This window comes from Halpernia humi, from assembly GCF_900108025.1.
GTDB lineage: Bacteria > Bacteroidota > Bacteroidia > Flavobacteriales > Weeksellaceae > Halpernia > Halpernia humi.
Genome location: NZ_FNUS01000002.1, coordinates 296,966 through 309,948, shown reverse-complemented (window position 1 = coordinate 309,948; position 12,983 = coordinate 296,966). Strand labels below are relative to the sequence as shown.

General features: G+C 33.3%; 12 protein-coding genes. 2 read left to right on the top strand and 10 right to left on the bottom strand.

The genetic code is table 11. The annotated features are described in order from the left end of the window. The first annotated feature begins 3 nt into the window (after positions 1-3). Together C4S29_RS06360 and rnpA are read left to right on the top strand one after the other, a co-directional pair. On the top strand, positions 4-738 hold the full coding sequence (locus tag C4S29_RS06360) for a tRNA threonylcarbamoyladenosine dehydratase (RefSeq protein WP_103913303.1): 735 nt from the start codon (positions 4-6) through the stop codon (positions 736-738). Further along, on the top strand, positions 735-1,100 hold the full coding sequence (gene rnpA, locus C4S29_RS06355; protein WP_103913302.1) for a ribonuclease P protein component: 366 nt from the start codon (positions 735-737) through the stop codon (positions 1,098-1,100). The genes C4S29_RS06360 and rnpA overlap by 4 nt, the downstream gene beginning before the upstream one ends. A gap of 69 nt (positions 1,101-1,169) precedes the next feature. Here rnpA and C4S29_RS06350 read toward each other — a convergent pair whose 3' ends face one another. The 10 genes from C4S29_RS06350 to C4S29_RS06305 form a co-directional block, all read right to left on the bottom strand. Beyond that, on the bottom strand, positions 1,170-2,939 hold the full coding sequence (locus tag C4S29_RS06350) for a hypothetical protein (RefSeq protein WP_103913301.1): 1,770 nt from the start codon (positions 2,937-2,939) through the stop codon (positions 1,170-1,172). Beyond that, a complete protein-coding gene (locus tag C4S29_RS06345) occupies positions 2,939-3,505 on the bottom strand; it encodes an LptE family protein (RefSeq protein WP_103913300.1) in 567 nt (188 codons plus the stop codon). The genes C4S29_RS06350 and C4S29_RS06345 overlap by 1 nt, the downstream gene beginning before the upstream one ends. Positions 3,506-3,529: 24 nt before the next feature. Next, on the bottom strand, positions 3,530-4,819 hold the full coding sequence (locus tag C4S29_RS06340; RefSeq protein ID WP_103913299.1) for a sigma-54 interaction domain-containing protein: 1,290 nt from the start codon (positions 4,817-4,819) through the stop codon (positions 3,530-3,532). A 155-nt stretch (positions 4,820-4,974) separates the two neighbouring features. Further along, on the bottom strand, positions 4,975-6,411 hold the full coding sequence (miaB, locus tag C4S29_RS06335; RefSeq protein WP_103913298.1) for a tRNA (N6-isopentenyl adenosine(37)-C2)-methylthiotransferase MiaB: 1,437 nt from the start codon (positions 6,409-6,411) through the stop codon (positions 4,975-4,977). Between the two features lie 95 nt (positions 6,412-6,506). After that, positions 6,507-7,238 (bottom strand): energy transducer TonB, encoded by a 732-nt coding sequence (locus C4S29_RS06330; protein WP_103913297.1) that lies wholly within the window; start codon positions 7,236-7,238, stop codon positions 6,507-6,509. Between the two features lie 9 nt (positions 7,239-7,247). Beyond that, positions 7,248-7,967 carry an energy transducer TonB gene (locus C4S29_RS06325; protein WP_103913296.1) on the bottom strand — a complete coding sequence of 240 codons (720 nt, stop codon included), beginning with the start codon at positions 7,965-7,967 and terminating at the stop codon, positions 7,248-7,250. Positions 7,968-7,982: 15 nt separating this feature from the next. Beyond that, entirely contained in the window at positions 7,983-8,681 is a 699-nt protein-coding gene (locus C4S29_RS06320; RefSeq protein ID WP_103913295.1) for a hypothetical protein, read from the bottom strand. A gap of 10 nt (positions 8,682-8,691) precedes the next feature. Beyond that, positions 8,692-9,891 (bottom strand): diaminopimelate decarboxylase, encoded by a 1,200-nt coding sequence (gene lysA, locus C4S29_RS06315; RefSeq protein ID WP_103913294.1) that lies wholly within the window; start codon positions 9,889-9,891, stop codon positions 8,692-8,694. Positions 9,892-10,117: 226 nt separating this feature from the next. Continuing rightward, positions 10,118-11,362, bottom strand: a complete 1,245-nt coding sequence (locus C4S29_RS06310; RefSeq protein ID WP_103913293.1) for a 3'-5' exonuclease — start codon at positions 11,360-11,362, stop codon at positions 10,118-10,120. A gap of 68 nt (positions 11,363-11,430) precedes the next feature. Further along, positions 11,431-12,951: a helicase HerA-like domain-containing protein gene (locus C4S29_RS06305; protein WP_103913442.1), complete on the bottom strand. Its 1,521-nt coding sequence runs from the start codon at positions 12,949-12,951 to the stop codon at positions 11,431-11,433. Between the last annotated feature and the right edge of the window lie 32 nt (positions 12,952-12,983).

Here is a 12,983-nt window from a genome sequence, read left to right as displayed (position 1 = left end):
TTTATGGAAAAAGATTGGCTAGAACGCACAGAACTTTTAATCGCAAAAGACGGCATCAACGCCCTTTCAAAAGCGAAAATTTTAGTAGTTGGTTTGGGCGGTGTAGGTTCTTTTGCGGCAGAATTTTTAGCCAGAGCTGGAGTTGGAAATCTCACAATTGTAGATGGCGATACGGTGGATTTAACCAATATCAACAGGCAACTTCCGGCACTTCATTCCACAATCGGGAAAGATAAAGCGGATGTGATGGAAGCTCGTTTAAAAGACATAAATCCAAGATTAAATATCGAAAAAATAAATCGTTTTTTAGAACCGCAAGAAATGGCTGAATTGCTTGATAATCATAACTTTAATTACGTTGTAGATTGCATTGATAGTTTGAGCCCAAAAGTAGAATTATTAAAAATTGCAAAACGAAAAAAAATAAAAATTGTAAGTTCCATGGGCGCAGGCGGAAAACTAGATCCAAGCAAAATAATTGTGCGCGACATTAGTAAAACCAACCATTGTTTTCTCGCAAAACAGGTGCGAAAAAGATTGAAAAAAGAGAAAATTAATAAAGGAATTCGTTGTGTTTTTTCCACCGAAATTCAGGAGGAAGAAAGTTTGCATCTCACCGATGGAAAAAATTATAAACGATCTTTTTATGGCACGATAAGTTATATTCCGGCACTTTTTGGCTTGTTTGCAGCGGCAGAAGTCATCAATTATTTAATAGGAAAACAAGAAATAAATTGAAAAAATTCGGCTATCCGAAAGCGGAAAAATTAAAGCAAAAAAAAGAAATTTCCCTTCTGTTTGAAAAAGGAAAATGGCAAACTTGTGGCAATTTGCGCATCATTTTTTTAAAAGAAAATCTGTCCGAAAATCTGCAATTTGGTGTTTCTGTTTCGAAAAGATTTTATAAAAAAGCAGCAGATAGAAACCGAATAAAACGGCTTTTACGAGAAGCATTTCGTTTAAATAAAACTGAATTTAAAAAAGCCTTTGGCGAGAATTCTTCTGCAATGTTGTTCTATATTTCGCCAACAAAACCGAAACATTTTTCTGAAATAGAAGACAATTTTTTGAAACTTTGTATTGCGAAAAAAAAATCTTGATGTAGAAGTCAAATTAGAATTTAGATTTTCATTGAAAATATTTCAAAACATAAAAGAACCATTAACGTTTCATCTAACTATTTTTTTACGTAGTTCAGTGATTTCGATTAACTTTTTCGAAAATTTTTCAGCTTTTTCTGGTTCTTTTTCTATCAAAAGTTCAAAGGCTTTTTGCGCTTTTGCGTAGAGTTTTTGGTCCAAATATAAATTCGCCAAAGTTTCCGTCATAAGATGCGAAATATTATCGCCTTTATCTTTCACTGTAAAACTAGATTCTTCTTTTAATTTAGAAATTTTTGGCTCTTTTTCAATAAAAGTTTCGATGGCTTTTTGCTTAACATCTACTTTTCTCGGCTGCTGTTCTGAACCTAATTTAAGCCAATTTTGCCAAGTATTTATAAAAGTTGGAATATTGCTTATTTCCTGATTATCAATTTGTTCGGAAGCCGCTTCCGTAGGAAGAACGCTTATATTTTCATCTTGCTTTAAAGATAAATCTTCTGGTTTTTTTTCTTCTAAATCTTCAGTTTTAGCAATATTTTCGTCCTCATAATGGGACGACTTTTCAATTGGAATATTTTCTGCAATTATTGCTTCATTTCCAAAATTCATTGGTTTCCAAGTGGTGGAAATTTCAGTTTCTTGGTTTTTATTAATTTCACTTTTCTCAATTTTTTCAACAGTTTTTGGTGTTTCGTCGTGCAGAATTGAGGTAAAATCTATTCCATTATTTCCCAAAAACTCTTCATCATCTTCAATATTTTTGGAAGTAGATTTTTTCATTTTAGCATTCACTTCTGCAATTAATTTTTGCATTTCTATTTCGTGTTTGCTCGCTTTATTTTCAGCTTTATAATTTGTAATTCCTTCCTTTTTTACTTCAATCTTAAAGTTGGGTAAAAATTCATTTGAGCCATGAAAACTAAGTTGTGAAGGATCATCAACCACGTCTTCTTCCGTTTCTATTTTTTCTTCATTAATGATAGTTTCTGTGGTAAATTTGCGGGTTTCTTCTGTGGAAAAATTTTTAGAATTATCGTGTTCTTCTTGATGTAAATCATTAGCCAAAATATTTTCAGGCTTTAAATTGGCATCAATTCCGTGAAAACTTAATTGAGAAAATTGCTCTAAAACGGCTGTTTCAGAATCTATTTTTTCTTCATTAATGATGGTTTCTGGTGTGAATTTTCTTGTTGTTTCTTCCGAAGGATTTTCTGTTTCTTTCTTCTGTAAGTCATCAACCAAATCATTTTTAGTTTCAAAAACTTCATCATAATTTTCACTATCTGAAAACTCGCCAGAAAGACCATCTTTTGAGGCAATAACCAAAGTTCCGGATTCTTGGCTGGCTTCTAAATCTACGCTTTCCGGTTCCTCTTTCATTAAGTTTTCTTCACCTTCGAATAAAATTCTGTTGATTTCTCCATCAATATAAACTGGTTTTGGTGATTCAATCGAAATTATTTCTACTTCCTGAAACTTTTCTGCTTGTGTTGAACTAAATTTTTCAACTTTAGAATTATTTGCTTGCTCCTCTTCACTTTTAAGCTCTTTTGCTTCAGTAAGTTTTAAAGTATTTTTTTGTGTTAAAAGTGTGCTTTTTTCGGTTTCTTTTTGGTGAATGAGATGGTACAAAATCTTTTTATCTGTTGTATAAGCAGCAGTTTCGGATAGTTTTTCGGGATATAAATCTTCATTAAAACGGTGCGTTGCTAAAAGTTGCAATGTGCGATAACTTTGGATATAAGGATGATGTAAAATTTCTTTTTCTAGAATTTCAATATCGTTAGAAACCAGTGCTTCTGGGTTTTTTATAATTTCTAAAAGTCTATTATTCATTACCAATTGGCTACAATATCGTTAAAAATTTTATTGATGATTCTTTCATTCACCACTTTCACTTGCGTTGTTTCGATCTGATTAATATCCAAATCACTACTAAAAACGGCTTCATCAGTATAAGCACGATCAAAACTTTTAGATTCCTCCCCTTTCACGTGATTTTCGTAGTGCACTTGCACCGTGATTGTTAATTTATTTTGTGCGGCTTGCAAATTCCCGCCGGTTGCAGCGTCTGGCGTTGAAATTGTGGTTGGCGAAATAGTGTAATTTGTTATTTGCCCATCTAGTAAAATATCTGGGTTTGTTTTAGTGCCCTTCAAAGTGGTGCGCTGCAAAAATCTATTTTGCAAATCGGTAGAAAACTGTTGCGCCAAACTTGGATTTACTAAAGCCGCATTGTTAGGAAAATCATTAATCTGAATGGTTTTGGTTTCTGGGCTTAATGATGAACCTGTAAAACTGTAACAATTTTGAAGTAAAAAGGCAAAAGAAAAAAGTAAAAAGCACTTTAAAGCCCTTTTAATCGCGTAATATCGTACATTTTTAAGTCTATTATTTAACATCTATTCTCTATTATTCTAAAAATATTATTCTTCTAAATTGTATTGCTTTATTTTTCTGTACAAAGTCCGCTGCGAAATACCGAGTTCGTTTGCTGCTTTATTTCGTCTTCCTTTGTGTTTTTCTAAAGCTTTTACAATAAGTTCTCGCTCGTTGTTTTGCAAAGAAAGAGAGTCTGTTTTAGGTTCTTCAATTTCAATATCTTCAATTTCTTCGTAATTATCAGCCTCTTTTTGATGCGTATTTTGCGAATTAAAATTATTAGAATTATTGGCGTTTTCAAAATACAACAACGAATTTGCGTTTTGCGGTGGCGTTTCTGAAGTATAAATTCTATTAATTAGGTTTTTTTCTTGGTTGCTAAATTCTTCTTTATTTTTATTTTTAATAAGTTCCGAAGTTAAAGATTTTAAATCATTTAAATCTGTTCGCATATCAAACAAAATTTTATACATAATTTCGCGTTCAGAATTAAATTCTGATGAAGAATTTCCACTTGGAGAATTTTTTTGAATTACCGCAGGAAGTTGGTTTTGGATGGGAATATATTCTGCTAATTTCACGCCGTTTATTTCCCTGTTTTTTTCAACCACCGTCATTTGCTCTACCAAATTTTTCAACTGGCGAATGTTTCCCGGAAATTGAAAATGTTCTAAATATTGAATGGCGTCATCCGTTAATTTCAGTTCTGGCATTCTATATTTTTCGGCAAAATCTATGGCAAATTTCCGAAATAAAAGATGAATATCACCTTTTCTTTCGCGCAAAGCAGGCATATCAATTTGCACTGTATTTAAACGGTAATACAAATCTTCGCGAAATCTATTATTTTGAATGGCGCTCATCATATTCACATTGGTTGCCGCCACAATTCTCACATTTGTTTTTTGAACTTGTGAAGAACCGACTTTCATAAATTCGCCGCTTTCTAAAACCCTGAGCAATCTTACTTGCGTTTGCAAAGGCAATTCTCCCACCTCATCAAGAAAAATTGTGCCGCCATCTGCGACTTCAAAATAGCCTTTTCTGGTAGAAGTTGCGCCCGTAAAAGCACCTTTTTCGTGGCCGAAAAGCTCGGAATCTATCGTGCCTTCTGGTATTGCGCCACAATTGACAACGATGTAGGGTTGATGTTTTCTGCGAGATTCTCCGTGGATAATTTTTGGAATAAATTCTTTACCAACGCCGGATTCTCCCATTACTAAAACTGAAATATCTGTCGGCGCCACTTGAACGGCTTTTTCTAAAGCGCGATTAAGAACTGGATAATTCCCGATGATGCCGAAGCGGTTTTTTATGGATTGTAGGTCTGTCATTTTCTAATAGATTTCAGATACATTTTTCTTTTAATAATTTAAAAAAATCTTAATTTGAACCACTCTGCAGCCCGACTTGAGCGGAAATCCTTTTTGTGGAGCGGAGCGGAACAAAAAGATTGGGAGCGGAAGGCGGAAATGCTGCCCAAAAAGATTTACAAAACCGTTTCTCCCAAAAGTGTTCCTTGTGTGTTTCCATGAACAAAAACAGACACAATGTCGCCCAATTTTTGTCCTTCCATTTTATCGAAAACACAAACTGCGTTCTGGGAATTTCTGCCTTTCCATTGGTTTTTATTTTTCTTAGAAATGCCTTCAATTAAAATTTCGTGTACTTTTCCTACGTAACTTGCCATTCTTTTTCGGGATAATTCGCCTTGTAGAGCGATTACTTCTGCCAATCTTCTTTGTTTTACATCGGCTGGAATATCGTCTTCCATTTTCTTGTGAGCGGGAGTTCCTGGTCTTTCGGAATATGCAAACATATAGCCGTAATCGTATTCTACTTCCTTCATTAAAGATAAAGTTTGTGCGTGATCTTCTTCAGTTTCTCCACAAAAACCGATAATCATATCTTGTGAAAATGCTATATCGGGAACTATTTCTTTGGCTTTTTTTATCAAAGCCAAATATTCTTCGCGCGTGTGTTGGCGATTCATTTTTTCTAAAATCCGGTTACTTCCGCTTTGCACAGGAAGGTGAACGTAATTGCAAATATTATCGTGTTTTGCAATCATGTGAAAGACATCTTCCGTCATATCATGCGGATTGGAAGTGGAAAATCTAATGCGCAATTCTGGGACTGCAACGGCAACCATATCAAGCAATTGCGCAAAATTTACCGCTGTTAACTTTTGCATTTCAGTTGCTTTTTCAAAATCTTTTTTCGGACCTCCACCATACCAAAGATAGGAATCTACATTTTGCCCAAGAAGTGTGATTTCTTTATAATTATTTTTAGCCAATTCTTTACATTCTTCTATTATGGAATGTGGATCTCTGCTTCTTTCTCTTCCTCTGGTAAAAGGAACTACGCAAAAAGTACACATATTATCGCAACCTCTTGTGATGGTTACATAGGCAGTAACGCCACTTCCACCGAGACGAACGGGATTGATATCGGCATAGGTTTCTTCTTTGGAAAGAATGACATTGATGGCGTCTCTTCCGTCTTCTGTTTCTTTCAAAAGATTGGGTAAATCTCTGTAAGCATCGGGGCCAACCACCAAATCTACCAATTGTTCTTCTTCTAAAAACTTGGTTTTCAAGCGTTCTGCCATACAACCTAAAACACCAACTGTAATATTTGGTTTTTCTTTTTTTAAATTTTTGAATTGTGACAAACGCATTCTCACTGTTTGCTCGGCTTTTTCGCGGATTGAGCAAGTATTTAATAAAATTAAATCTGCTTCTTCTACATGCAAAGTGGTGTTGTAACCTTGCTCATTTAAAATGGAAGCCACGATTTCTGAATCAGAGAAATTCATTTGGCAACCGTAACTTTCCAAAAATAATTTTTTGCCGTTTTCAGGTTTTTCAGCGATTGCAAAGGCTTCTCCTTGTTTGGTTTCGTCTATATATTTTTCTTGCACTTTTCTTTGATATTAGATTTTAGACGTTAGATTTTAGGCTAAGTTCTAAATAATTTAGAATGCAAAGATAGAAAAATTAGGACAGAATGGCAGAATTATTTTTCATAGTAAGTTGTAGAAAAACCGAGTGGAATAGAAATTTTAGATTTTATAGGAACACCCTGAAATGTTGCCGGAATCCATTTATGGTTGAGTCTTTTCAAAGTTCTAAACACTTCATTTTTAAAATTTTGGTTAGCAACTTCGGGTTGTAAACTTGGCGAAACAATTTCGCCATCTTTATCAATATAAAAATCCAGATAAAAGCGGCCTGTTAAATCATAATCTACAAATAAACTTTGGAAGGTATCATGAAATTCTTGTGATCCTTTTTCTTCGCCGCCTTTAAATTTTGCAGGCGTGTAAAATTGATACGGTTTGTAACCGCGCCGAAAGTTATCAAACAAATCATCGGGAAAGATAATTAATTCTACTATGGAAGCGAATTTCTGGTTTTTTACAACTGCGGGATTCCATTTTTTATCTTTTAAATTTATAGCCAAAGTTCTCGATAAATTATAAGCACATTGGTTTGCTGCAATATTTGCCGTATCAAAATCTTTCACCAATTTTATAGTGCCTTCTTTTGTTAGAAGCAATTTTAACTGATAAATTTCTTTTGGATTAGCACATTTTTCAATTTTTTTATCTAAAATTATTTGGTGTATGTCGCTGTATAATTTAGAAATTCCGCCTTGGTAGAAATCTTTTTTGTAAGGATATTTGTCTAAAATCTGGGCATTAAACAAAAATGGCAAAAAAAGGAATAAAAAATATTTTTTTTTCATCGGGTAAATTTAATTCGTTTGAAAAACTAATGGCAAGCGAAATTTTGAAGCAATTGGTACGTCTTGAGATTTTGCTGGCGTCCATTTATTTCGGATGGATTTTATAGATTTAATGACCATATCATCAAATTCTTGTAAGCCGGAAGACTCTGCCAGTAAAACATTACTCATTTTTCCATCTGCTTCTACCGTGAAAGTGACAACTAATCTAAAAGTGCCATCAAATGTAAACCGAGACAAATCGATATTTTGAAAAACTTTTTTTCTAAATTTATTCATTCCGCCTTCGTAAGACGCTTCCGTAAAATCGCGAAATGGATAATAACCTTCTGTATAATTGCCAAAAAGTTGCGATGGAATGATATAATAACTTGTTTGAGCAATTACTTTTTTATGATCTACAGTCGCGGCTTGCCAACCATGAAGGTATTTTGCAACTTCTCTAGCCAAATCAAAAGAGCACTTATTTTTTGTGGCATTATCGGGGTTTTCATCCTTCACATATTTGATAGAATTATCTGGAAAAACCAAAACATGCAAGGCATAATATTCACTTTTGTTTTCGCACGGCTTTAGGTTTTTGGCTATTAAAATTTGATTAATCTCTTTATATAATTGCAAAACGCCGCCGTTATAAGCGTCTTGTCCTTCAGGGTATTTTTCTAAAACATCTTGTGAAAAACTTAGAATTGAAATAAAAATAAAAAATAGTGCAGAGATTTTTTTCATTTGTTTTTTATTGTATTATTCAGAAATCACAAATGGCATTCTAAAATTAGAAATAATAGGATGTCCTCTAAATTTTTCTGGACTCCATTTAGTTTTAATTTGTTTTAATGCAATAATAATGTTTTTTTGAATTTCTGAATCTATATTTTCTGAATTTGCTGTAATGTTGAACATATTTCCTTCCTTATCAATTTTGAAAGAAATTTCATATTTAATATTTTTTTTGAATTTTTTTTGAATTTTTAAAAAATTATCAATAAATTCTTTCTTAAAATCTCCAATTCCATTCGGAAAATCAGCATATTCTGTAAGGCTTTTAACGGTGTAACCATCTTTGAAGTTTTCGAAATAATCAATCGGATAAAATAGCACAGTAGTTTTACCGTGAGATTCGGGAATATATTTCCATTTATTAAGTTTATTTATTTCATTAAAAGCTTTTACAAACAATTCTTTAGCACAATCATTAGATTCGTTTACATCATAATTAATAATTTTAGCATGGTTTTTCTTATCTATTTCAATATGTGCCAAAAACATTTCAGATTCCTTATTATTGCACGACTTAAAATTATTTTTTACCAAAACAGTGTTTAAATCTTTATAAAATTGAAGTGTTCCATCTTGATAAGGAATAAATCGATCCGGCAAACCATCAAATTGCGCATTACAAAATGCTGTAATTAGAAAGAAAATTAGAGTAATTCTTTTCATAAAATAGGTTTTAAATTACCTCAATCTGATTTTTCAATAAATCTTCAAACTCATCTCTCTTTCTAATTAAATGCGCTTTTCCATCGAGCCATAAAACTTCTGCTGGTTTTAAACGGGAATTAAAATTAGAACTCATTTCAAAACCATAAGCGCCGGCGTTTCTGAAAACCAAAATATCATGCTCACGAACTTCATTTATTTTTCTATCCCACGCAAAAGTATCGGTTTCACAGACGTTTCCGACTACGGTGTAAATTCTTTCCGCACCTTTTGGGTTAGAAAGATTTTCTATTTTGTGGTAAGAATCGTAAAACATTGGGCGAATTAAATGGTTAAATCCAGAATTAATTCCCACAAAAGTGGTGGCCGTTGTTGGTTTTATCACATTAGAATTCACGATGAAATGACCACTTTCACTTACCAAAAATTTTCCCGGTTCAAACCAAAGTTGAAGTTTTTTTCCTTGTTCTTTATTAAAATCAGCCAAGGCTTTTTCTACTTTTTTGCCTAAAGATTGAACGTCGGTTTCCAAATCGCCGTCTTTGTAAGGCACTTTAAAACCGCTTCCCATATCCAAATATTTTAAATCTGGGAAATTTTCTGAAATATTAAATAAAATCTCTAAACCTTGCACAAAAACATCCACATCTTTTATCTCGCTTCCTGTATGCATGTGAAGTCCTTCTACAAGAAGATTTGTAGATTTCACAAGCCGTTCTATGTGTCTTAATTGATGGATAGAAATCCCAAACTTCGAATCAATATGTCCCGTAGAAATTTGATAATTTCCGCCCGCAAAAATGTGCGGATTGATACGCACAAAAATCGGATAAGAGTTTCCGTATTTATTTCCGAATTGTTCTAAGATTGAAATATTATCAATATTAACGTGCACTTTCAGCGCAACGGCTTCTTCAATTTCGGCAAAATCTACACAGTTTGGCGTGTATAAAATTTTATCTGAAGTGAAGCCCGCCTTTAAACCCAACTTTACTTCGCTAATGGAAACGCAATCTAAAGATGCGCCCAAACTCTTAATATATTTTAAAATATTAATATTGGTTAAAGCCTTTGCAGCGTAGAAAAATCGCGTGTTTTTAGTGAAAGAATCCGTCAGTTTTTTATACTGATTTTTGATAGATTCTGCATTGTAAACATAAGTGGGCGTGCCAAATTCTTGCGCGATTGAAAGTAGGTTTTTATTAGTCATTTTAATTGTTTTTTAAAATTAAAAAGCAGGCTACAAATGAGCCTGCTTTAAAAATATTGTTAAAATATCGGCTCTTAATCTACATAGATTGCTTTAGAAGAAAACTTTTTCCCCTTTGCAGCAAATTGTTTTATAGATTTAAGAACTTTCATTTTGTTGTTTTTTAAAATTTTTGTCAAAAATAATTTTTTTTCTTCAATAATAAACTATTTAGCCCAAAATTTTATTAATCTTCAGAGATTTCAATTGCTCTTGGAAGCGGAAAGATTTCAAAATAATTTTTTAAAAGTGCTAATTTTAAATAATTTTCTACCAATTTTGGCTCAAAAGAAACATCAATTTTTAACTTATTTATCTTTTCTCGCGATTTTATTTGATGGTGCAATTCATAAAAACCATAACTTTTTAAAGCGCCGTTTTCAATAATTAAAAAGGATTTTTCGCCAATAGTTCGGCCTTCCGAAAGCCAAAGTTCATTTCGACCTTTTAGATGTATTACTTTTTTAAATTTTTCAACATCTTGAAAGTCTGGATTATCTTGCACATATTTCAAAACTTTCGATGCTTGTGAAAAAGTTTTTAATTTTAAAAAAGGTTTAATTTTTTTCTGGGTCGACAATCTTTTTATCGCATATTTTTCTTCGATGTAAAATAATCCAAAAAGCGCACGTTCATCTTTTGTGATTTTTTTATTGAGCATCATTATTCTTGCAAGAACCTCATTACCAACCAATTCGTAATGAATTTGGGATGTGAGTTGCTGAACGACATTCCATTTTTTGGCTTTTGAGTTTAAAATATTTTTTGAAATTCTGTATAAATCTGTGAAAAAATCCAAATACAATATTTTGCCTTTATCATCTTGAAAATAGACAATACCTTTTTTGGACGGTAAATTTTCTAATAGAATTTTAATTCTATTTGAATCCGTTTTTGCGCGCGCTTCTTCTTGCTGTTTTTGAATTATTTCTGCAGATTGATCTTTTAGCATCAACAATTTAAATAAATCTAAAGTTGCTCTCGCATCGCCTGCAGCGCGGTGTTTGTCGGTTAAAGGAATACCAATAGATTTGCAAAGTTTACTCAAAGAATAACTTTTTTCATCTGGAATTAATTTTCGCGCCAAAGGAATCGTATCAATCGTTTCGCGTTCAAAATCAAAACCCAAAGCGGAAAAAGATTGGCGCAACATTCTATAATCAAAATCTACATTGTGACCAACGATGGTAGAATTTTCTGTAATTTCTACGATTCTTTTCGCAATTTCGTGAAATTTCGGTGCGGTTTTCACCATGTTTTGGGTAATTCCAGTTAATTTCTGCACGTAAGGTGTAATCTCACTTTGTGGATTTACCATTGAAATAAACTGATCCAAAATCTGATGACCATCGAATTTATAAATGGCAATTTCCGTGATTTGTTCTTCCCGAAAAGCCGCGCCATTGCTTTCTATATCTATAATTGAGTACATTATTTTTTTTGAAAACCTGAAATATTAAATATAACTTTCAAGCAAATACGATTTTTTTAAATTAAATTCTATCTTCTTTTTCCCGTAATCATTCCCAACACAAATTTTGCGCCTTCTCTTGCTAAAGTGGACATAAAATTTTGCCCTGCGCGGCTCCCAATTACTTCCTGAAAAATACTTGGTTGCGCTTTTGTAACTGTTGCTTTTACTTCTGGCGCAGCAGCTTGCACGGCTTGCTCCATTCTAGTTGTGAGCATTTCGTAAGCAGAATCTTTGTTGACAGATTGCTCATATTTTTGAACTAATGCAGATTGATTTGTTAAAGTTGCAACTTCTGCGTCTGTTAAAACATCCATTCTACTTTCTGGCGAAATGAGAAAAGTATGAACCAAAGGTGTCGGGATTCCTTTTTCATTTAAAGCGGTGATAAATGCTTCCCCAATTCCCAGATTTTGAATAAGTTGCCCTGCATCATAATACTCTGTAATCGGATAATTTTCTACAGCTTTATCTATTTCTTTTCTATCTTTTGCCGTAAAGCCACGCAATGCATGCTGAATTTTCATACCCAATTGGCTCAATACGTTTTCTGGAACGTCGCCGGGAACTTGTGTTATAAAATAAATCCCCACGCCTTTAGAACGAATAAGTTTTACCATTGTTTCTATCTGCGCCAATAAAGTTTTTGAGGCCTCATTAAAAATTAAATGCGCTTCATCGATGAACATTACAAATTTTGGTTTCCCAGTGTCGCCTTCTTCGGGAAAAGTCATATAAATTTCTGCAAATAAAGACAACATAAAAGTGGAAAATAACTGCGGCTGATTTTGGATATCCTGAACTCTTAAAATATTAACAACGCCTTTTCCATCGCGGGTTTGCAATAAATCGTGCACATCAAAACTCGGTTCACCAAAAAATTCTGTGGCGCCTTGTTGCTCTAAAGCCACAATTGAGCGTAAAATTGCGCCCAAAGAAGCCGGAGAAATGGAACCATAGTTTTGTTTTAAATCTGCTTTTCCTTGGTCGTTATCGGTTAAATATTGTAATAATTTTTTTAAATCTTCAAGGTCAATTAAGGGCAATCCTTTATCGTCAGAATATTTAAAAACAATAGACATAATGCTGCTTTGCGTATCATTAAGATCCAAAATTTTACTTAAAAGCAAGGGGCCAAATTCTGTTACAGTTGCGCGAAGTTTCACCCCTTTTTCGCCAGAAATAGTCATCAATTCTACAGGAAAACTTTGTGCTTCATAGGGCAAACCTGTTTTTGCGTATCTTTCTTTAATGATTGGTATATCTGCGCCAGGCTCTGCAATACCAGAAAAATCACCTTTTACATCCAAAACCAAACTCGGGATGCCTTTATGAGATAATTGTTCGGCAAAAACTTGCAAAGTTTTAGTTTTCCCAGTTCCTGTTGCACCAGCAATTAAGCCGTGTCTATTAATTGTTTTTAATGGAATATTTATATCCACTTCTTTCACTACTTCTCCGTCTAGCATTGCCTTTCCCAAGGTAATAAACTCACCTTTTGCCGTATATTTCGCTTGAAGTTCTTCAATAAATTTTGCTTTATCTGCCATATTTGTGATTTTTAAAAGTTTAAATTTAGACA